Annotated in this window: 17 protein-coding genes and 1 pseudogene; 14 read left to right on the plus strand and 4 right to left on the minus strand. The window is 61.5% G+C overall.

The genetic code is table 11. The features are described 5' to 3' along the window. Position 1: 1 nt before the first annotated feature. The 6 genes from CKW25_RS01365 (at position 2) to CKW25_RS01390 (ending at position 6,940) form a co-directional block, all read left to right on the plus strand. Complete coding sequence (locus tag CKW25_RS01365) at positions 2–1,435, plus strand: efflux transporter outer membrane subunit (RefSeq protein WP_095077224.1); 1,434 nt, start codon at positions 2–4, stop codon at positions 1,433–1,435. 93 nt (positions 1,436–1,528) lie between these two features. After that, on the plus strand, positions 1,529–2,374 hold the full coding sequence (ppk2, locus tag CKW25_RS01370; protein WP_095077225.1) for a polyphosphate kinase 2: 846 nt from the start codon (positions 1,529–1,531) through the stop codon (positions 2,372–2,374). 276 nt (positions 2,375–2,650) lie between these two features. Continuing rightward, on the plus strand, positions 2,651–3,985 hold the full coding sequence (locus CKW25_RS01375; protein ID WP_095077226.1) for a sulfatase-like hydrolase/transferase: 1,335 nt from the start codon (positions 2,651–2,653) through the stop codon (positions 3,983–3,985). A 71-nt stretch (positions 3,986–4,056) separates the two neighbouring features. Beyond that, positions 4,057–5,334: an OmpP1/FadL family transporter gene (locus CKW25_RS01380; RefSeq protein WP_095077227.1), complete on the plus strand. Its 1,278-nt coding sequence runs from the start codon at positions 4,057–4,059 to the stop codon at positions 5,332–5,334. Positions 5,335–5,381: 47 nt separating this feature from the next. After that, entirely contained in the window at positions 5,382–6,056 is a 675-nt protein-coding gene (locus tag CKW25_RS01385) for a DUF3313 domain-containing protein (protein ID WP_095077228.1), read from the plus strand. Between the two features lie 122 nt (positions 6,057–6,178). Continuing rightward, the gene (locus tag CKW25_RS01390; protein ID WP_095077229.1) at positions 6,179–6,940 is read left to right on the plus strand and encodes a DUF4239 domain-containing protein; all 762 of its coding nucleotides are present in this window, start codon (positions 6,179–6,181) and stop codon (positions 6,938–6,940) included. A gap of 45 nt (positions 6,941–6,985) precedes the next feature. Here the strand turns inward: CKW25_RS01390 and CKW25_RS01395 are convergent, their stop codons facing one another. Beyond that, positions 6,986–7,405: a DUF1801 domain-containing protein gene (locus CKW25_RS01395; protein WP_095077230.1), complete on the minus strand. Its 420-nt coding sequence runs from the start codon at positions 7,403–7,405 to the stop codon at positions 6,986–6,988. Between the two features lie 221 nt (positions 7,406–7,626). Here CKW25_RS01395 and CKW25_RS01400 point away from each other — a divergent pair, with 221 nt between their 5' ends. The 4 genes from CKW25_RS01400 to CKW25_RS01415 all read left to right on the plus strand — a co-directional run bounded on the left by CKW25_RS01400 (position 7,627) and on the right by CKW25_RS01415 (position 9,507). Beyond that, positions 7,627–7,962 carry a hypothetical protein gene (locus CKW25_RS01400; protein ID WP_095077231.1) on the plus strand — a complete coding sequence of 112 codons (336 nt, stop codon included), beginning with the start codon at positions 7,627–7,629 and terminating at the stop codon, positions 7,960–7,962. A 48-nt stretch (positions 7,963–8,010) separates the two neighbouring features. Further along, entirely contained in the window at positions 8,011–8,628 is a 618-nt protein-coding gene (locus tag CKW25_RS01405; RefSeq protein WP_095077232.1) for a dihydrofolate reductase family protein, read from the plus strand. Positions 8,629–8,818: 190 nt separating this feature from the next. Continuing rightward, positions 8,819–9,034 carry a hypothetical protein gene (locus CKW25_RS01410; protein ID WP_095077233.1) on the plus strand — a complete coding sequence of 72 codons (216 nt, stop codon included), beginning with the start codon at positions 8,819–8,821 and terminating at the stop codon, positions 9,032–9,034. Between the two features lie 311 nt (positions 9,035–9,345). After that, positions 9,346–9,507, plus strand: a complete 162-nt coding sequence (locus CKW25_RS01415) for a DUF2986 domain-containing protein (protein WP_095077234.1) — start codon at positions 9,346–9,348, stop codon at positions 9,505–9,507. 117 nt (positions 9,508–9,624) lie between these two features. On the opposite strand, the pseudogene CKW25_RS01420 reads toward CKW25_RS01415, so the two are convergent. Beyond that, positions 9,625–10,258 (minus strand): annotated as a pseudogene (locus CKW25_RS01420) (tetratricopeptide repeat protein). A 237-nt stretch (positions 10,259–10,495) separates the two neighbouring features. Here CKW25_RS01420 and CKW25_RS01425 point away from each other — a divergent pair. After that, on the plus strand, positions 10,496–11,167 hold the full coding sequence (locus CKW25_RS01425) for a DUF4157 domain-containing protein (protein ID WP_256577898.1): 672 nt from the start codon (positions 10,496–10,498) through the stop codon (positions 11,165–11,167). 109 nt (positions 11,168–11,276) lie between these two features. Here the strand turns inward: CKW25_RS01425 and CKW25_RS01430 are convergent, their stop codons facing one another. Beyond that, positions 11,277–14,114, minus strand: a complete 2,838-nt coding sequence (locus tag CKW25_RS01430) for an AMP-binding protein (protein WP_172736379.1) — start codon at positions 14,112–14,114, stop codon at positions 11,277–11,279. Positions 14,115–14,740: 626 nt separating this feature from the next. On the opposite strand from CKW25_RS01430, the gene CKW25_RS01435 reads away from it, so the two are divergent. Beyond that, positions 14,741–16,045: an MFS transporter gene (locus CKW25_RS01435; RefSeq protein WP_095077235.1), complete on the plus strand. Its 1,305-nt coding sequence runs from the start codon at positions 14,741–14,743 to the stop codon at positions 16,043–16,045. A gap of 143 nt (positions 16,046–16,188) precedes the next feature. Here the strand turns inward: CKW25_RS01435 and CKW25_RS01440 are convergent, their stop codons facing one another. Then, positions 16,189–17,091, minus strand: coding sequence for a LysR substrate-binding domain-containing protein (locus CKW25_RS01440; protein WP_095077236.1), 903 nt, complete (start codon positions 17,089–17,091; stop codon positions 16,189–16,191). A gap of 124 nt (positions 17,092–17,215) precedes the next feature. Here CKW25_RS01440 and CKW25_RS01445 point away from each other — a divergent pair, with 124 nt between their 5' ends. Further along, positions 17,216–18,505, plus strand: a complete 1,290-nt coding sequence (locus CKW25_RS01445; protein WP_256577899.1) for a polyamine ABC transporter substrate-binding protein — start codon at positions 17,216–17,218, stop codon at positions 18,503–18,505. Positions 18,506–18,623: 118 nt separating this feature from the next. Further along, entirely contained in the window at positions 18,624–20,333 is a 1,710-nt protein-coding gene (locus CKW25_RS01450; protein ID WP_095077237.1) for an amidase, read from the plus strand. Positions 20,334–20,472 lie beyond the last annotated feature (139 nt).

Below are 20,472 nucleotides of genomic sequence, written 5' to 3' on the forward strand. Positions count from 1 at the left end.
GATGCGTACCTTCCCTATTCCCCTGGTGCTGTGCCTGAGCCTGAGCAGTTGCATGATCGGCCCGGATTACCAGCGCCCGGCCACGGACGCTCCCGCGGCCTATCGCTACGCCGACCATGAGGTCAGCGCGCTGTCCAACAGCCTGTGGTGGGAGCAGTTCAAGGACCCGATCCTCGATGAGCTGATTCGCAGTGCACTGGTCGAGAACAAAGACATCAAGATCGCCGCTGCGCGGATCGAGCAGTTCCAGGGCCGTTACGGCCAGGTTCGCTCGCAGATGTATCCGCAAGTCGGCGTCGGCGCACAGGGCGACCGCAACCGGGCGCCCCGGGACAACAGCCCGGTGCCCCTGGACTCTGGCATTGACCCGATCTACAACAGCTACGAGGCCGCTCTCAGTGTTAGCTGGGAGCTGGACATCTGGGGCCGCCTGCGGCGCCTCAACGAGTCCGCCCGGGCTGACCTGCTGGCCTCGGAAGAAGGTCGGCGCACGGTGATCCTGAGCCTGGTGTCGTCGGTGGCATCGAGCTACATCACCCTGCGCGATCTTGATCGGGAACTGGAAATTGCCCGTACCACCGCCAAGGCCCGCGGCGAATCCTACGGAATATTCAAGCTGCGCTTTGCTGCCGGCACCATTTCCGAAATGGAACTGGCACAGAATCTCTCCGAGTTCCAGCGCACCCAGGCCTCGATCTCGCAATTCGAGTCCCAGGTGGCACAACAGGAAAACAACCTGGCCGTGCTGCTGGGACGCAACCCCGGCGCCATCATCCGCGGGCGCAGCCTGGCGCAACTGACACTGCCGTCGGTCCCCGCCGGATTGCCTTCTGACTTGCTGCAACGGCGCCCCGACCTGCGTCAGGCGGAGCTCAACCTGATTTCCGCCAACGCCCAGATCGGTGCCGCCAAGGCCCTGTACTACCCGTCCATTTCCCTGACCGGGCTGGTAGGCTCGGCGAGTACTGAACTCTCCAACCTGTTCACCGGCCCGGCCGCCACCTGGAACTATGGGGTCGGAGTGAGCATGCCGATCTTCACCGCTGGCGGGATCGCCGGACAGGTGAAACAGGCCGAAGCGATCCAGCAACAAGCGCTGTTGACCTACCAGCAGTCGATCCAGTCGGCTTTCAGGGATGTTGAAAACGCGCTGGTCGCGGCGAGCAAGAGCCGTGAGCAGATGCAGTCCCAGGCCAATCAGGTCGAGGCCCTGCGCACTTACACCAAGTTTGCCCGACTGCGCTATGACAATGGCTACACCAGCTACATCGAAGTGCTGGATGCCGAACGCAGCCTGTTCGACGCCGAGCTGAACTACACCCAGACCCGCGGCCTGGTATTCAGCGCCATGGTCGATGTCTACAAGGCGACGGGCGGGGGTTGGGTGACCCAGGCTGATAAGCTGACGGCGAGCGCCAACGAAAAACCACAATGAACAGGAGGCCGGCAGCTCGCCGGCTTGACCGATGTATCGGTGCAAGCGCGAGCCTGCCAAAGGCCCTATTCGACAGCAACTGGAGGCTAATGAATGGCTAAGAAAAAACATGTTCCTGCACAGCCCGAACCGGTGGTAGAACCCATCACCCGGCTCAGCCGCAAGGATTACGAAGCGCAGTTGAAAACCCTGCACGTCGAACTGGTCAAGTTGCAGCAGTGGGTCGTCGCTACCGGCGCCAAGGTGGTGGTGGTCTTCGAAGGCCGTGACGGCGCCGGCAAGGGCGGCACCATCAAGGCCTTGACCGAGCGTGTCAGCCCGCGAATCTTTCGCGTAGTGGCATTGCCGGCACCGTCGGAGCGGGAAAAATCCCAGATGTACCTGCAACGATACATGCCGCACTTCCCAGCGGCCGGTGAGGTCGTGATCTTTGACCGCAGCTGGTACAACCGTGCGGGCGTTGAGCGGGTCATGGGCTTTTGCACCGAAGAGCAGGTACAGAACTTCCTCGAACTGACGCCCGGTTTCGAGCGCCTGTTGGTCAACTCCGGTGTCCTGCTGTTGAAGTACTGGCTGGAAGTCAGCCCGCAAGAGCAGGCCCGACGCCTCACGCAGCGCATCACCGACGGACGCAAGACCTGGAAACTGTCGCCCATGGACATCAAGTCCTATAACCGTTGGGACGACTACACCCGCGCCCGTGACGATATGTTCGAGGCCACCGACGTCGAATGGGCGCCCTGGCATGTCGCCCGCTCCGAGAACAAGAAGGCCGTACGGCTGAACCTGATCACCCACCTGCTGGAACAGATCCCGTACGAGACCGTCAAGCAACCCAAGATCACGTTGCCCAAGCGCAAGGTCGGTGACTACAAGACCATCAATTACCCTTTCAAATACATCGCTGAACCCTTCCAGGCCTCAGTGTCGGACGAGTAGTCCCGACGGGGTGCCGCCAGGTCGTTTTCAACCTGGCGGCAGTGGTTCGAGTGTCAATAATCGCCTGAACCACCCGGCAGTGGCCAAATCCCAGGAAACACTGGGATTTGGCGGCTCATAAATTACTGGATTAATCAGTAATCCTACCTACGCTCTTTCCGGGGGGAGATGCATTTAACGGCGACCGGGGGTTCGTCCCAGAGTACCAACACTCAAGCATGGGAACTCGTCATGAACCGTACATGACAACCCACGGCCCTGGCCGCGGCGATATTGATGTCCACGCTAGCCCTCCCCTTCACTCTCCATGCCGCCGATAACCCGCCACCCAACATTGTCGTGATCATGGGCGACGATATCGGCTGGTCGAACATCGGCGTCTACAACCAGGGCATGATGGCCGGCCGAACGCCCAACCTCGATACCCTCGCGGCCGAAGGCATGCGTTTCACCGACTACTACGCCGAAGCCAGTTGCACCGCCGGGCGCGCCAACTTCATCACCGGCGAACTGCCGATCCGTACCGGCATGACCACGGTCGGCCAGGCCGGCTCGCCCATCGGCATTCCCGCCGAAGCCGTCACCATCGCCACCGCGTTCAAGGCCATGGGCTATGCCACCGGCCAGCTCGGCAAGAACCACCTGGGCGACCTCAACGAGTTCCTGCCCACGGTGCATGGCTTCGATGAGTTCTTTGGCTACCTCTATCACCTGGACGCCATGGAAGACCCGGCGCACCCCAACTATCCGCAGGCACTCCTGGCCACCGTCGGCCCCCGCAACATGGTCCACAGTTGGGCGAGCAATACGGATGACCCGACGGTGATGCCACGCTGGGGCAAGGTCGGCAAACAGAAGATCGAAGACGCCGGAACGCTCTACCCGCAACGAATGAAAACCGTCGACGAAGAGATCCGTGACAAGGCGTTCAGCTTCATCGACAAATCCAGGCAGGACAACAAACCGTTTTTCCTGTGGCTCAACCCGACCCGCATGCACATCGTCACCCACCTGTCCGACAAGTACCAAGGCATGCGCAATGCAGACAATGGCTGGTCGGAACAGGAAGCCGGCATGGCGCAGCTGGATGACATCGTCGGCGACGTCATGGCCAAATTGAAGAAAGATGGCATGGACGACAACACCATCGTGGTCTTCACTACGGACAATGGTGCGGAAAATTTCACGTGGCCAGATGGCGGTCAGACACCGATGCTCACCGGCAAAGGTCCGTCCAGTCGCCATGAGATTTTCTATTTTGGGGAGAGTTCGCTCGGAGCGGTACGCATCGATGACTACAAATACCGCTTCATTGACCAGCCTGGCGGCTGGTTGGGGGCCAAGCTGACCGTCGACGTGCCGATCCTGACCAACCTGCGGCTGGATCCGTTTGAACGTGCCGGCTGGCCGGAAAACCAGGCTGCCAACGGTTCGCAGCAATACTTCGACTGGTTCAAGTTCCAGTTCTGGCGCTTTGTATTTGTGCAACAGCAGGTCGCCAAACTGGCTGAAACAGCGGTAGAGTTCCCGCCCATGCAGAAAGGCGCGAGCTTCAACCTGGATTCGGTCAAGGCCAAGATCGAGGCGGCAAGGGCTGCGATGGCCAAGTAGATGAACGAATGACGGTGGGCAGGATTGCCCGCCGTCATTGACTCAAAAAATAATAAATAAAGGGTGCTTTCATGCGGTCCAGACTCCCCGGCAAGTACGCATTGAGCCTGACACTGCTGTCGGTGTACTACGCGCAGCAAGCGAGTGCCGGCGGTCTCATGCTCTACGAAATCGGCACCGACAATGCCGGCCTGGCCAATGCCGGCGCCGCGGCTCGTGCGCAGGGCCCCTCCACCATCGCCAGCAACCCGGCGGGCATGAGCTACCTCAAGGGAACCCAGATCACCGGTGGCCTGCAAGTGCTCTACGGCGACCTGACCTTCGACCGCGACAACGCTAGCAGCGTGTCCGGCAGCGGCAGTGGCAATGGCCTGGACCCGATCCCCGGTGGCAGTTTCTTCATCAGCCATGAACTGGACGACTACTGGAGCGTCGGCTTTGGTACCTACGGTGACTTCGGGCTGGCGTACGATTATGACAACGACTGGTCCGGACGCTACTTTGTGCAGAACGCCAGCATCGCCGGTTTGTCGCTGGTGCCCAGCGTGGCGTATCGCTTCAACGACCAGTGGTCGGTCGGCGTCGGCGTGAAAGCCATGTACGGCATGCTGCAAGCCCAGACTGCGATTGACCGCTCGCCCTTTGGCTTCACCGACCGCGGCGACGGCCAGCTCAAATACGAGGACACCGTTTGGGGCTACGGCGCCAATGTGGGGGTGATCTATGCCCCCGGGGCCGGCACGCGCATTGGCCTGGCCTACACCAGCCAGGTCGACCTGGATTTCGAAGACCGGCTCAACGTCAAGGGCAACGGCCCGGCGCTGGAGCGCCTCAATGGCCTGAAAACCGACCTGTCGACGCAAGTCCCCCAGACCCTCACCCTCAGCCTGTACCAGCCACTCGACCAGCAATGGGCGTTGCTGGCCTCGGTCAACTGGCAGGACTGGTCGGAGTTCGGCGAAATCGAGGTGCAGGTCGACACCTCGATCGCTGGTGCCCAATCGACTACGATCGATACCCAGTACAAGGACACCTGGCAACTCGCACTGGGTGCGCAGTACCAGGCCACGACGCAACTGTTGTGGAACGTCGGGCTGGCCTATGATTCCAGCGCCGTCTCCGACAGCGACCGGACAGTGACCATACCCATGGCCGAATCCTGGCGCATTGCCACTGGCGCGACCTATGCTCTGGACAAGGACACCGACGTGAATGTCAGCTGGGCCATGATCTGGTTGGGCGACATGACGGTGGACCAGAGCAAATCCATTTCAGGCAATCGACTATCGGGACAATTCGACAACGCCTGGATTCAAGCCGTGACTGGCAATATGACGTGGCGCTTCTGACGCCCTGAAACCCGAGCAGACCTTTTCAATCCATGGAGTCAAACCCTATGAGCCTGTCGCGTAAACTGATCTTTGGCGCCGCATTGGCCAGCCTGCTGTTGGGTGGTTGTACCTCGAAAGTCACCGAGCGGGAGCAGTACTCCGGTTTCATGTACAACTACAACAACCTGGAAGAAGTCACCACCACCAGCGGCGAGAAAGCGATGCGCTGGATCAGCCCGTCATGGAACCCCAACGCCTACGACACCGTGGCCTTCAACAAACTGGAACTGTACCCGGCGCCCAAGCCTGATGAGCGGGTGAACCGCCAGACCCTGGACGAACTGCAGCGCTACATGAGCACCGGTGCGAAAAACGTGCTCGGGCAGAAGTACCGTATCGTCTCCACCCCGCAAGCCGCACCGGCCGGCTCAAGGCTCCTGGTAATGCGCGCGGCGATCACCGGGGTCAGTGCGTCCAACGAAGGCATGAAATGGTATGAAGTGGTGCCCATCGCCGCCGTCGTCGGCGGGGTCTCCGCCGTTACCGGCCACCGCGACCAGGACACCGAACTGTTCGTCGAGGCCGAACTGATCGATGCGAGAAGCCAACAGACCGTGGTCAAGGTGGTACGCAAACTCTTCGGCGAAACCCTGGAAAACTCCAGCCAGCCGATCACCACCAAAGATTTCAAGGCGGCGATCGCCAAGCTGAACGCCGACATGCAGTCGTTCCTTCGTTAACCACCTGCCATCACCCGTGCCGCTTCCGGGCGGCGCGGTCCTCACCTGGGTTCGCCCCGTCCTGTCGTCCAGGCGTCTGATGACCACCCCTGGCCTGAAGACAGCCGCACAGGAGGTACTGCGTGAATCATCTACTGGTCGCCTTCATCGTTTTCCTCTGCCTGTTCGGCAGCGCGTTGCTGGGCGCCTATGTGCGCGCACGCCTGCCCTCCCACCACCTGAGCGAAGACTCCATCAGTGTCGTCAAGCTGGCCACCGGCCTGATCGCGACCATGTCGGCCCTGGTGCTGGGACTGCTGGTCTCCACCGCCAAAGGCACCTTCGACACCGCTAACAACGAACTGGTCAGTACCGCGGCCAAGGTGGTCGAATTCGACCGGTTGCTGTCACGCTACGGCACGCAAACCGACCCCATCCGCCAGCAGGTCAAACAGCGCTACGCCGAAGTCGTGGCGCTGCTCGCCTCGCGCAATGCCACACTGCTGGAACAACTCGACAGCCCCCAGACCATCCGCCACTCCGAAGCGCTGCAACGCGAAATCGAAGCCCTGGCACCGGCCAATGACGACCAGCGAGCCCTCAAGGCCCAGGCCCTGGCACTGATCGACGAGGTGTTTGCTACCCGCTGGCTGGTGCTGCTTCAGGCCCATGCCTCGATCCCGCTGACGATGCTGGTGATCCTGGTGGCCTGGCTGTCCATCATCTTCGGCTCGTTCGGCCTGTTTGCGCCACGCAACGGCACCGTCCTGGCGGTGTTGATGATGTGCGCGCTCTCAGCCTCGGCCTCGATCCTGCTGGTCGAAGAACTCGACCGCCCGCTCGATGGCCTGATCAGCCTGTCGCTGTCACCGATGCGTGAGTCGCTGAGCCGACTGGGACAGTGAGCAGCACCAACGGGTACAGAGCGGGCACTGTCACCACCCGATGGATCAGTTGGATTTTTCCCCCTTCGAGGCATTGAGCGCGACGGCAGCGCCAATCAGCGCCTTGAAAGCGCGCTCATCAACCCGGTCGCCCTCATGCAGATCAATGGCACGCCGGGTATTGCCTTCGAGGCTGGCGTTGAACAGCCCCGCTGGATCCTCCAGTGCGGCGCCCTTGGCGAAAGTCAGCTTCACCACCTGCTTGTAGGTCTCGCCGGTGCAGAGAATGCCAGCATGGGACCACACTGGAACGCCCCGCCACTTCCACTCTTCAACCACCTCGGGGGCCGCCTGCCTGATCAGCGCCCGGACCCTGGCCAGCGTCTCGCCCCGCCAGTCGCCGAGTTCCCTGATTCGCCCGTCTATCCGCTCAGAGGCAGAGCCTGCCTCTTGCTCTTCGCTGACCTCGTCCTGCACCGTTTTCATGGTCGTCACCGCCCCCTTTGATGATGGTTGTCACCCACTTCAGGGTAGAGGCTGCTCGTGCCCCACTGGAGTCTTACTGACTGACGGCCGCCCCACGGGGCATCAACCAACCTGGCGCCCACAAGAAAACGAACCCTGCCCAGGGGCAGCGGTCAGAAAAGTGATGGTATCGAGAAGTGACAGCGCTACAGACTCCCGCAGTCCACAACGGAGGTTTCGTCATGAGTGCCCTGACAATTGAAGGTTGGTGCAAAGCCGGCGACGACCAGAAGTCTGTCCCGGTGGGGGAAATCCATTTCTACGTCGATGGCCCCCTCCATGTACGCCTGGAACAAGCCGAAGAACGCCTGCAGGAAACCCATGAGCCGGAAGCCATGGTCGATGTCGACATGGACACCATGGACCTGGTCATCCCCGAAGGCTACGGCCCCTTGACCGACTGCCAGATGCGCGTCTACCTGCACCGCGAGCGCGGTCAGTTCCATCTGGTCGGCCACCGGGCCAGCGATGGCAGCCTGATTTACAGCAACGCGGTACTGATTGATCAGTTGCTTTAACGACCACGCCTGGGGGGCGTCAGCACCAGGACGAACCGGGAGAAACGTATGCGCAAGCTCGCCGTTGCCGCTTTCACAAGCCTGGATAACGTTATTCAAGCGCCCGGCGGGCCTGAAGAAGATACCGGCGGCGGATTCCGCTGGGGTGGCTGGATAGTGCCCTACGCCGACAACGCCATCGGCCAGGCGATACAGGAACTGTTCTCGCAGCCGTTCGAATTGCTGCTGGGGCGCCACACCTACGACATATTCGCCGCGTACTGGCCGCACGTACAGGCTCACTCAAACAGCCGGACCATCGCCGACCTGTTCAACAGCGTACCCAAGCACGTGGCCACGCATCGCAGCGATACGCTGACTTGGCAGAACAGTCATGCGCTGGAGGGAAACCTTGTCGACGCGATACGCGCGCTCAAGCACCAGGACGGTGCCGATCTATTGACGCAGGGCAGTGGCGATCTGGTGCGCCAACTGCTTGCAGCCGGGTTGGTGGATGAACTTCGGCTGATGATTTATCCCATCGTACTTGGGCGCGGCAAGCGCCTGTTCGGCGACAACGCACTACCGTCAGCCTTCACCTTGGCCCACGCTACTTTCACGCCGGGCGGTGTGCTGATCACCCGCTACGTGCGCAGCGGCGAAGTGCGCACGGGAACGTTCGAATAAGTGGGACAGGCCATGGCGTCCCGGTCGCCAACCGAACCTCGAAGCCTGCCGATACCTGGGCCAGGAAGATCGCCATCAATCAGCGCCACCGCGGGTCTGGTGCATGCCCACTTAACGGAATCGGCGGATAATGCTCCTTGGGCATTGGATCATGGACGAGGTGCCCACCACCTGTAGTGGGAGACTTGCCATGAAACGTACAACCCTGATCGTCGCTGGCCTGATGACATTCGGCTCGGCAGCTGCATTTGCCGAAGGAGGTGCCGAACGGATGAGGTACTACTACGCCAACTTCCCGGTCGGCCAACAAGAGGCACAGAGCAAGGCCAACGCGAGCAACAACGGTGAAATCTGGGTACCGGATGATCAAACCGCACAAGTCACTGAGTCCTACAGACCGAAATGACCGATAGACTGCCGACAGCTGTGTGACAGAGTCGCAGATGCCCCCTCCTCGATCCAGGCGTCCGCCCCTATGCCGGATTGAATCGCCCACAGGCTCATGGGTCTATCTGAACGACTGCTTCTGGCTGTTTGTTTCAAAAGCTGTCCTTCGCGAAAGGCGGCACTCGGCGGTGGATTCAACCGGAGGCTTCCAGGAACCCAGGGGCGATTCACCGCCTATTTCCAACCTTATGCACTCAATGCGCACCAAAGGGAGCTGGCCCAATTTTCTAAGCTGATATCATTCAAGAACCTACAAATCGAGTAGCCCATATGAATCGTCAAAAAAAAATAAAGCAGTTACTAAAGGCTCACGCCAAAAAGGCGAGTGCCAAATTGGCACCGCAAAGCAAGTCGAAATACATTTGTAAAGCTGACCGATTGAAGCTAGCGGCTGAGTCCAGTCACGACTCAATCATTTCTTCCGAGAGCTGATCTCTGCCGCTTAAGCACCCGCGGAATTTACCCAATTGATTGGGCTATTCATTCCGATGGCACGTACCGCGGCATGGGTGACGGCAGCTGTCGGCCAGATAGTGGACACTCGGAAACTCAACCATGCACCCAGTAGGCCCCTGACGGAACCCGATATCGCAGCGCCTTGCAGCGGCCGGGTGCGGGCTGATGCCCCGGCGGGCGATCAGGAAACCAGATTCGGCATTTACCCGGAGGCGGCAAATGACCGCGGGGAATCTCAACCTCATCGTACGCGGGCTCTGGCTCGACGGAAGTCATTGGCAATTCTCCTTCGGGCCTCCTATTCCAACCCCTTCTGTACTGCGACCAGGTCCTCTTTGGCGTTGGGTGGGGTACTCGAAGACTGCGCCCGCTGCGCCGCCTGGATCAATTGGACGTTGCGGTTGCGTAACTCGACGTTGCGACCAACCCGCATGTTTGAGCGCACCGCCAACGTTTCAGCCTGCTGGTACTGCCCCTGCTGAAGACGCAAGACACCGAGGTAATGCAGCGTCGCGGGATTGTTCGGCTGGATATGCAGGGCACGCTCCAGCGTGGCAGCGGCTTGGTCCAACTGGCCACTTTCATACTGCCGCGAGGCGGTTTCGATCAGGGTGGTTGATGCGCTGTTACTTTGCGAGGGCGCTCTGCGCTCGGCAGCAACCGAACAAAGCGACGCGACGGCGCAGAACGCCAGGATGAGACCCGGTAGAAAACTCTTGGTTGGCATCAGGGGGCGGACTCGACTGATCTCGAACGGCACTGTCGTAAAACATGCCACAGCGCTGCTCGGCATCGCCGATACAGGGCTCCAATTGACCTGGCCAGTAGCCTGAAGTTCCCACCGCAACCCACACGCTACGACGAACCAAGGCATCACTGGTTTATCGCCTGAAGAAATTGTGGAACCCGGGGAATCGAACGATAGTCACAGCGGTCCAACACGTGGCAGGACAACGGGCGCGAGATGCCCAAAGTATCGCCTGCCGACCGCCATTGCCTTAGGGAGAACCCATTGTTAACGGTCTTTTTGCGTCACGTTTGCCGGTTAGCGACACTGCTTTCTTCCATTGGCATATCGTCCTCTGTTTTCGCCTGCCCGGCAGGGCAGTACCAAGTCTGTGTGGTCGCGTGTTTTTGTGCTCCTGGCTCCGAAGAGGACGCGGGGGAAATCTTCAAAAACATGAACCAAATGGCGGCCTCTGGATTACAGACCTGGATTGTGCAATCGCGCAACACCGCGGCAACTGGCGATATTCGGCCAATCCCGCTGAATATCCGTGCCCAACTCGAACCCTACTATGACATTCAAGTGCTCGATTCGGCTCGCTACAAGGTCGGGGACGATGTGGAGCTGAACGCCGCACACACCATGCTGCAGAATCCCGATGTAAATGCAATTACCCTGATAGACATCATCGTCTTTCGCAGCCCCAATGATGCACTCAACAATGTCGCATTGTGGGCGCATGAATTGAAGCATGTGCAGCAGTACCTGCAATGGGGGGTTCGCGAGTTTTCGACGCGCTATACCCGTGACTACACAACCGTCGAGGCTCCTGCTTACGAGATTCAAACCCAGGTAGCCAGAGCGCTAAGGGCCAGCGTGGCCCAGCCAGAGCCTCCTCGAAACCCTTGAGCTCAAAGGGTTAAACCGGGTCGGCTAATGACGGGTGGGTGACTGGGCCATTACCCAGCGTGCCCACTCTTTACCTGCTCATGAAAGAGAACGGCAGCGAAGCAATCGCCTAACCTGCGCGCTGGGCCCGTTCCGATTCATCCAGGTGCTCCAGCAGCACCGCTATCGTTGCATCCCGCAGCTTGATGGCCTCTGTCCAGCCCGTCCCTTCCGCCAACTGCGCAGGGCAGACGTTGACGTGGATGGCACCGTGGCGCGGGAACCACTGACCGTCGCGCAGTACCCGGCGCGTGCCGCGGATTGCGACCGGCAGCAGTGGCACGCCGACACGCGCGGCGAGCACGAAGGCGCCCATGTGGAAGGTGCGCAAACCTGGCTCGCGGGTGAAGGTCCCCTCAGGGAAGAACACCAGGGGCTGGCCAGCCTGTAGCGCCTCGGCCAGGGGCTCGGTGTCCGCGGCGCCGCGCTGCAGGTCGAAGCGTTCGACGAAGCGGGCGCCGAGCTTGCGCAGGAACAGGCCGGCGATCCACTGGTCAGCCAGTTCGCGCTTGGCAACGAAACTGAACTGCGGCGGCAGCGCCGCGCAAAGAATGATGCCGTCGAGGTAGCTGGCATGGTTGGCGGCCAGCACGCTCACCGAGGATGAAGGCAGGCGCTCCAGCCCCGTGACACTGAACGGCACCCCCGCCAAACGTACGAACAGCCGTGCGGCCGCGCGGGTGAAGCTGCGGCACCAACGCTGGCGCGGCAGGATTGCGACGCCCAACCAGGTCAGCGGTGTGACCAGCCAGAACAGCAGCCAGATGTAAGCCGCATACAGCGCGGCGCGGCAGGTCCGCCAGCTGCGACCGAACTGCCCGCGAACAGCCTGCAGCACCAGGCGCAGTAGCTGGCGCCACACGGCGAGGTGCGGCCGATCCACTTCGCCGCGTTCATACAGTTCGCGGCTGGCGGCACGGCGAATCTTGCCGCTGGAGGTCTTCAGTACGCTATGCGGTGGCGCCAGAACGATATCGTCGGGCGGCACACCGGTGAGGTCGACCACGATGCGGTTGACCTCCTGCTGCAGGCGTTGCCGCGCGGCAGCTTCCTTCTCGTAGCTTTCCGCCAATACCACCAGGCGCTCGGTGCCGGTGGCCGGGTCAGGACTGCCGAACACTGCGATGCAGCCTTTGCGCAGGCCGGGCAAATTGCCGACGGCTGCCTCGACATCGTAGGGGTAGATGTTGCGCCCGGCACGGATGATCAGGTCCTTGGCGCGGCCGGTCAGGTAGACCTCGCCGCCGGCCATGTAGGCGAAGTCGAGCGAGTCAATCCAGCCATCGCGCAGCACCCGGCGAGTCTCTTCGGGGTTACGGTAGTAGCCACCGGTGGTGGACGGTCCGCTGAACTGCAGGTGACCTTCGCTGCGCTCGGGGAGTTCGACCCCGTTGCCATCGACGATGCGAATCTGATGGCCCGGTAGAGGCCGGCCGCTGGAGACGAAGCATAGCGTCGCACTGGCACCCGCCTCGGCGGGCAGTGCATGGCCGCGGGCCTGGAATGCATCGCGTTGCACCCGATCGATCAGCGGCCCTCGGCCCAAGGGCGGGAAGGCTACACCCAACGTGGCCTCGGCCAATCCATAAACCGGCGCCAGCGCGGTGGGCGCAAAGCCGTAGCGAACGAAGCGTTCGGCGAAGCGTTGCAAGGTATCCGGGCTGACCGGCTCGGCACCGTTGAAGGCCATGCGCCAACTGCTCAGGTCCAGGCCCTCGAGGTCGGCGTCAGCAAGTTTGCTCAGGCACAGCTCGTAGGCGAAGTTGGGCGCCGCCGACAACGTGCCGTGGAAGCGGTCGATGGTCCATAGCCAACGCGCCGGCCGCGCGAGGAAAGCCAGCGGCGACATCAGCACCAGGCTGTAGCCGTAATACAGGCTGCCCAGCCAGGCACCGATCAGGCCCATGTCGTGGTACATGGGCAACCAGCTGACGAACACGTCCTGCGGCCCCACGTTCAGAGCCCTGCCCATGGCGCGCAGATTGGCCAGCAGATTGGCGTGGCTGACCATCACGCCCTTGGGCTGGCCAGTACTGCCCGAGGTGTACTGCAGGAAGGCGATGTCATCCGGTTGCCGCGCGGGTGTGATGCACTCGCCCCCCTCACCGGTCAACTCGGCCACGGTGGCAATGCGAGTCAGACTCGGAACCTGCGGCTGGAGCAGTCGGGCGAGCAGCTTCGCTTGCGGCACAGTAATCAGCACTTTGACTTCGGCGTTGCGCAGGATGCCGGCCTGTCGGCGCAGATGATCCTCTATCTGCGACAGGCGCAGCGGTGGGTAGATGGGCACCGGCACACCGCCGGCCAACAGCGTTCCGAAAAAGCCATGGAGAAAGTCGCGCCCGGTGGGCAGCATCAGGGCCACGGTCTGGCCCGCCTGCAAGCCACTGTGTTGCAGTCCTGCGGCAACGGCCAGAGCGTCCTGGTGCAAGGCGCCATAGCTGATGTCCTCCGGCTGCTCACTTTCATCCAGCAGGCGCACATGGGGACGTTGCGGCTGATGGCGCACATGCCATTCCAGCACCTCGATCAAGGTCCGCGCGGAGTCAGGAGCCTGCCCCGTTGCTGTCAATGCCTCGCTGGAGTCGCTGGAGGGCAACTGGCGTACCGTCTCGACCTCATTTCCACGGTGCAGCACGCGCAGCACATCGCCGGGGGTGTCCGCCGAGGCGAACAGTGTTTCGGGTAAGCGCACACCGAATTCGTGCTCGATACGTGACCACAATTCGACCCGGGCCAGACTGTCTACGCCCAGGTCCCGGTCCAACACACTGTGCAAGGTGACGTGCAAACCTTCTGCCACCTGCGGGCGCAACTCGACCACGGTGCGCTGGACAATTTCGAGCAATTTCTCCGCGTCCCCATCGGAACGGGGAACGGCACGGGTTTCTGGAGGCGGACGAGACATCGGCGGCCCCTCATGACAGGCACTCGGTGTAGATCCTTGCCAATTGCCATTATGCGCCTATGGCGGCGACTGGGAATGCCATCTTCGCTCGCAGGATGGCTGAGCCAGTTAAGGACTTTGAGACGAACATTGCACCTGTGGCGAGGGAGCTTGCTCCCGCTGGAGCGCGAAGCGGTCCGAAATCAGGCGACTCAATCTTGCAGTTAGTACCGAGTCGCCTGATTTTACGACTGCTTCGCAGCCGAACGGGAGCAAGCTCCCTCGCCACAAATCGGCGGCCCCTCATGACAGGCACTCGGTGTAGATCCTTGCCAATTGCCATTATGCGCCTATGACGGTAACTGGGAATGCCCTCTTCGCTCGCAGGATGGCTGAGCCAGTTAAGGACTTTGAGACGAACATTGCACCTGTGGCGAGGGAGCTTGCTCCCGCTGGAGCGCGAAGCGGTCCGAAATCAGGCGACTCAATCTTGCAGTTAGTACCGAGTCGCCTGATTTTACGACTGCTTCGCAGCCGAACGGGAGCAAGCTCCCTCGCCACAATTGCTCACCAAGCTGTAGATTTTTGTTAACTGACTGGCATTGGGGCTAGGCTCTTAAGGATGCCGCGCCTGCAGAGAGATCGCCATGCCAGCCAGCCTTGCCCCCGGAGTGACACGCCGAGAAATCTGGGCCTGGGCGATGTTCGATTTCGCCAACTCCGGCTACACGACGGTGGTGATCACCGCCGTGTTCAATGCCTACTTCGTCGCGGTGGTCGCCGAGGGCGAAGCCTGGGGTACGCTGGCCTGGACCAGCGCCACCACCCTCTCCTATGTCCTGATCATCCTGACCGCGCCGCTGATCGGCGCCTACGCCGACGCCTTCGCCTGCAAGAAGCGCCTGCTGCTGTTCAGCACGGTCGGTTGCGTCGCCTTCACCTCTGGACTCGCGCTGGCCGGACCGGGGGAGCTCGGTGTCGCGATCCTGTTCATCGTGCTATCCAACTTCTGCTTCGGCAGCGGCGAGAACCTGATCGCCGCCTTCCTGCCCCAACTCGCCCGTGCCGATGCCTTGGGCAAGGTGTCCGGTTGGGGCTGGGGGTTCGGCTATATCGGCGGAATGGTCAGCCTGGGCGCCTGCCTGGCCTTCGTCAGTTGGGCCCAGGCGCAGGGCCAGACTGCGGCGCAGTTCGTGCCGGTGTGCATGCTGATCACCGCGGCCCTGTTCGCCGTAGCCAGCGTACCGACCTTCCTGTTCCTGCGCGAACGTAGCCAGCCGCAGCCCGGGCGCGGCGACACGCCTATTGCACAAGCGGCGCTAGCGCGCTTCGCGCAGACGCTGCGTGAAGCCGACCGCTATCGTGACCTGCTGCGCTTCCTTGCCTGCACCGTCTGCTACCAGGCCGGTATCTCGGCGGTGATCACCCTGGCTGCCATCTATGCCAATCAGGTCATGGGCTTCAATACCCAGGACACGCTGCTACTGATCTTCGTGGTGAATATCACGGCCTCCATCGGCGCCGTGCTGTTCGGTTGGCTGCAGGATCGCCTCGGCCATCGCGCCACGCTGGCACTGACCCTGCTGGGCTGGCTCGGCATGGTCGGCCTGGTCTGGGTCGCACGCGACCCCGGGCTGTTCTGGCTGGCGGCCAATCTCGCCGGCCTGTGTATGGGCGCCAGCCAATCGGCCGGCCGCGCGATAGTCGGTCTGCTGGCGCCGCCGACCCGCCTGGCGGAGTTCTTTGGCCTCTGGGGGCTGGCAGTCAAACTGTCGGCAATCCTCGGCCCCATGACTTACGGCCTGACCAGTTGGCTGTCCGGTGGCGATCACCGCCTGGCGATGCTGATCACCGGCGGCTATTTCGTTGTCGGCCTGCTGATCCTGGCCGGCGTCGACCTCAAGCGCGGACGGCAGGCAGCTTTCAGCCATACCGAGAATCTCGGAAAGTGAGAGGGACGGTCCAGATCGAGTCAGTTTTCGCCTGTCGCGACTGCCTCAATTCGGCCAAAAGCAGCCGTTCAAGACGCCTGAAAATCCAGAGATCATTCAGCTTTGTGCTGAGCCACGTGAACGTTAAACCGCCCCAACAGCGCTTACGGGTAGGCCGGGACTATCTTTGCCTGCTCGATCAGCCAATCGATGAGCAAAGCTATCTCAGGGATATCGCGACTCTCCTCGTTGCAGATGCAGAAATAGTCCATCCCTGTCGGTACCTTCAGTGCAAAGGGCTGCACTAGGCGTCCCTCATCCAAATCGCGCAACGAGTTGATCTCGTCGCTGAGTGCAACACCATAGCCATCTCGCGCCGCCTGCAGGGCAATGCCGAAGTCTTCCAGATGGACATCGGCATCACCTGGGTAAGGCAAGCGCGCTTCAAGCAGCCAGCGCCGCCATTGAGCGCCGTCATCCTCATGCAAGAGGCGGTGGTGAATAAGGTCGGACGGCAGCTTGAGCGCGCGCGGGCCGCGCAGCAATTGCGGGCAACAGACGGGAAACATATGCAGGCTTTGCAGTGGCCGCCACCAGAAACCCTCCCACGTCGGAGCGTCGTAGAGCACGGCGATATCGGCCCTGCGCCAGTCCACCTCGCTGATGTCGTCGGCAGTAATGACGCGCAGGTGAATGTGCGGATGTTCTGCACGAAAGGCGAACAACTTCGGCATCAGCCAGGCCGCGCCAAAAATCGGTTCAGTGGAAATGGTCAGGACTTTCGTCGCCGGCTCCTGGAAGTACGCCTCGGAAATCTGTCGCACCCCTTCGGTGATCTCACCGATGCCGCGGGCTACCGAGCGTTGTAGCGCCAGGCCTCGTTCGGTCAGCACCAAGTGGCGGCCCTGCTTGTAGAAAAGATCGATGCCGAGTGAGCTCTGTAACGCTCTTATCTGCTGGCTGACAGCCCCGGCGGTGACATGCAGCTCAGCGGCGGCCGCACCGACATGGCCCAGCCTTGCAACACATTCAAATACGCGAAACGCATGGAGCGGAGGTAAGGGCATTCGGGTCTACCGTTTAGTTTTTCTGCCTGTTTTTTTGACAATTTATATAGATTGATTGTGGTTAGAGCAACCGCAACAATTCATTTGGAGCTAGGCCAAAGACAATAATTCAAAAGGTGGTCCTATGAAGTACAAGCAGCAACAGCCGTGGCTAAAAATCGATATGGGAGCTGACTCTGTGTCTTGGTACACCGCCCGCGTTGGAGTCGGCAGCCTGCGTGCCGTCCTGCTGAAAGCGCTGACGAAGCTTGCTGGCCCGGCGCTGGCAGCCGAACGAGTGGGCACCATCACCCAAGGCTGTGAGAAATTGATCAAGCACCAACTCCCCCGTACGCTCCTCGCTACGATCTGCAGCCTGGGCCTGCTGACCGCTAACGCTAATGCGCAAGAACGCACCCTGCGTGTCTACAACTGGTTCGACTATGTCGCCCCGCAGACCCTGGACAACTTCAAGAAGGAGAATGGCGCAAAGCTGGTCTACGACATCTTCGACAGCAACGAAACCCTGGAGGCCAAACTGCTCACCGGCAACTCCGGCTATGACGTGGTGGTGCCGTCCGATAGTTTTCTCGCCAAGCAGATTCAGGCCGGCGCTTTCCAACCACTTGACCGCAGCAAGCTACCCAACTGGAAGCATCTGGACCCGCAACTGATGAAACTGATCGAGGCCAACGATCCGGGTAACCGCTTCGCCGTGCCTTATATGTATGGAACCGTGCTGATCGGTTTCAACCCGGCCAAGGTCAAGGCTGCGCTCGGCGAAAACGCGCCGGTGGACAGCTGGGATCTGATCTTCAAGGAAGAGAACATTGCCAAGCTCAAGCAGTGCGGCGTGGCCCTTCTCGATTCGCCGACGGATATGATCCCCATCGCCCTCCACTACCTGGGCCTACCGCCCAACAGCACTCAGGCCAAGGACTATGAGAAGGCCGAAGAACTGCTGAAAAAGATCCGCCCCAACGTCGCCTACTTCCACTCCTCAAAATACATGACCGATATCGCCAATGGTGACATCTGCGTGGCCGTGGGTTATTCCGGCAGTTTCTCCCAGGCGGCCAATCGCGCCAAGGAGGCCAACAACGGCGTGGTAGTGGACATGCGCTTGCCCAAGGAAGGCGCACCGGTCTGGTTCGACGTGCTGGCCATCCCCAAGGATGCGAAGAACCCGGATGATGCCCATGCCTTTATCAACTACCTGCTGCAGCCGCAGGTGATTGCCCCGATCAGCGACTTCGTCGGGTATCCCAACCCGAACAAGGACGCCACTGCCCTGGTCAGCCCGGAAATCCGCAACAACCCCAATCTCTACCCCGCCGCCGACATCCAGGCCACTCTCTTCGCGCTGGTGCCACTGCCGTCCAGTGCAGAACGCGCTCGCACCCGTGCATGGACCAAGCTCAAGTCGGGAACCTGAAAGTAAATTGCGCTGCGCCAGTGAAACTCAACGGGACCAGGCACATGGCCGATGCGGTTTCGCTGGCACGCTGCGCCAATCAAGCCACCTTGTAGACCCAGTAGCCAGTGGTAACAGCATGATTGAAGTAACCGAAGTTTCCATTGCCGAGCTGCGCGCAGCCCTCGAAGCTGGCCGAACCACGGCAGTTGAGCTGGTCCAGGCCTATCTCTCACGGATCGATGCCTACGACGGCCCCAACACGCCCACCGCCCTCAACGCGGTGGTGGTGCGCAACCCGAATGCGCTTAAAGAAGCGCAGGCCTCCGACACCCGTCGTGCCCGTGGCGAGACCCTCGGCCCGCTCGATGGTATTCCCTATACAGCCAAAGACAGCTACCTGATCGAAGGCCTGACCGCAGCGTCCGGCAGCCCAGCCTTCAAGGACCTGGTTGCCTATCGCGATGCGTTCACCATCGAGCGCCTGCGCGGCGCCGGCGCTATCTGCCTGGGCAAGACCAATATGCCGCCCATGGCCAATGGCGGCATGCAGCGCGGCGTGTATGGCCGTGCCGAGAGCCCGTACAACGCGGACTACCTCACTGCTCCCTTCGCGTCGGGTTCCTCCAACGGCGCAGGCACGGCCACCGCCGCCAGTTTCGCCGCCTTCGGCCTTGCTGAGGAAACCTGGTCGAGCGGCCGCGGGCCGGCCTCAAACAATGGTCTGTGCGCCTATACACCGTCGCGCGGGGTGATCTCGGTGCGCGGCAACTGGCCACTGACGCCCACCATGGATGTGGTCGTGCCCTATGCCAGGACCATGGCCGACCTGCTCGAAGTGCTTGACGTGGTGGTGGCCGAAGACGCCGACAAACGTGGCGACTTGTGGCGCTTGCAACCTTGGGTGCCGATCCCCGGCGTCGCTTCGGTGCGTCCCGCCTCCTACCTGGAACTGGCTGCCAGGCCCGCCGCACTCGCCGGCAAGCGCTTGGGCGTACCGCGCATGTACATCAACGCCGACCCCGACGCAGGCACCAGCGAAGCGCCGGGGATCGGGTGGGCGACAGGACAGCGGATCAACACCCGTCCCTCGGTGATCGCCCTCTGGGAAAACGCGCGAAAGACTCTGGACGCGGCCGGCGCCGAAGTGGTCGAGACGGACTTTCCGCTGGTCTCCAATTGCGAGGGCGATCGCCCTGGGGCGCCGACGGTGTTAACCCGCGGCCTGGTGTCCAGCGAGTTCCTCCATCACGAACTGTGGGACCTGTCAGCCTGGGCATTCGATGACTTCCTGCAGGCCAACGACGATCCCGGACTGAACCGTCTGGCTGACGTCGACGGCACGCAGATTTTCCCGCACGACCCAGGCGCTCTGCCTGATCGCGAAGATGGCCCGGCCATTGGCATGGACGAATACGTGCGCATAGCGGAGCGTGGCATCACCCCCTGGGACCAGATCGCCACACTGCCTGATGGCCTGCGCGGGCTGGAGCAGACCCGGCGTATCGATCTTGAGGAGTGGATGGATCGGCTGGGGCTCGACGCGGTGATTTTCCCGGCGGTCGCCGACGTGGGCCCGGCGAATGCCGATGTCGATCCGCAATCGGCGGATATCGCCTGGAGCAACGGCGTCTGGGTCGCCAACGGCAACCTCGCCATCCGTCACCTCGGCGTGCCAACGGTCACCGTGCCGATGGGCGTGATGCCGGACATCGGCATGCCCGTCGGCCTGACGTTTGCCGGTCGCGCCTACGACGACTCAGCGCTGCTGCGCCTGGCGTCGGCATTTGAGGCCACCGGATCGAAGCGCTTGATCCCGGTGCGAACCCCACCCTTGCCAGGCGGCTGAAAACCGCAATGGGATTGGCGCGATAAAGCGCCAATTCTGCCCAGTCACTGCAAGCCCGAGTAACAGAAATCAACCTTTGCCCCAGCGAGCACTGCGTGAGCGTACGCATGCCTGGGTCAGCTTTAGTAATCCGCATTGA

Source organism: Pseudomonas sp. Irchel s3h17 (assembly GCF_900187505.1).
GTDB lineage: Bacteria > Pseudomonadota > Gammaproteobacteria > Pseudomonadales > Pseudomonadaceae > Aquipseudomonas.

Bases quoted from the DNA above. Each gene is read 5' to 3' on its own strand.
- CKW25_RS01365 (WP_095077224.1), top strand. From the start codon at position 2: ATGCGTACCTTCCCTATTCCCCTGGTGCTGTGCCTGAGCCTGAGCAGT.
- ppk2 (WP_095077225.1), top strand. From the start codon at position 1,529: ATGGCTAAGAAAAAACATGTTCCTGCACAGCCCGAACCGGTGGTAGAA.
- CKW25_RS01375 (WP_095077226.1), top strand. From the start codon at position 2,651: ATGTCCACGCTAGCCCTCCCCTTCACTCTCCATGCCGCCGATAACCCG.
- CKW25_RS01380 (WP_095077227.1), top strand. From the start codon at position 4,057: ATGCGGTCCAGACTCCCCGGCAAGTACGCATTGAGCCTGACACTGCTG.
- CKW25_RS01385 (WP_095077228.1), top strand. From the start codon at position 5,382: ATGAGCCTGTCGCGTAAACTGATCTTTGGCGCCGCATTGGCCAGCCTG.
- CKW25_RS01395 (WP_095077230.1), bottom strand. From the start codon at position 7,405: ATGAAAACGGTGCAGGACGAGGTCAGCGAAGAGCAAGAGGCAGGCTCT.
- CKW25_RS01400 (WP_095077231.1), top strand. From the start codon at position 7,627: ATGAGTGCCCTGACAATTGAAGGTTGGTGCAAAGCCGGCGACGACCAG.
- CKW25_RS01405 (WP_095077232.1), top strand. From the start codon at position 8,011: ATGCGCAAGCTCGCCGTTGCCGCTTTCACAAGCCTGGATAACGTTATT.
- CKW25_RS01410 (WP_095077233.1), top strand. From the start codon at position 8,819: ATGAAACGTACAACCCTGATCGTCGCTGGCCTGATGACATTCGGCTCG.
- CKW25_RS01415 (WP_095077234.1), top strand. From the start codon at position 9,346: ATGAATCGTCAAAAAAAAATAAAGCAGTTACTAAAGGCTCACGCCAAA.
- CKW25_RS01425 (WP_256577898.1), top strand. From the start codon at position 10,496: ATGCCCAAAGTATCGCCTGCCGACCGCCATTGCCTTAGGGAGAACCCA.
- CKW25_RS01430 (WP_172736379.1), bottom strand. From the start codon at position 14,114: ATGTCTCGTCCGCCTCCAGAAACCCGTGCCGTTCCCCGTTCCGATGGG.
- CKW25_RS01435 (WP_095077235.1), top strand. From the start codon at position 14,741: ATGCCAGCCAGCCTTGCCCCCGGAGTGACACGCCGAGAAATCTGGGCC.
- CKW25_RS01440 (WP_095077236.1), bottom strand. From the start codon at position 17,091: ATGCCCTTACCTCCGCTCCATGCGTTTCGCGTATTTGAATGTGTTGCA.
- CKW25_RS01445 (WP_256577899.1), top strand. From the start codon at position 17,216: ATGAAGTACAAGCAGCAACAGCCGTGGCTAAAAATCGATATGGGAGCT.
- CKW25_RS01450 (WP_095077237.1), top strand. From the start codon at position 18,624: ATGATTGAAGTAACCGAAGTTTCCATTGCCGAGCTGCGCGCAGCCCTC.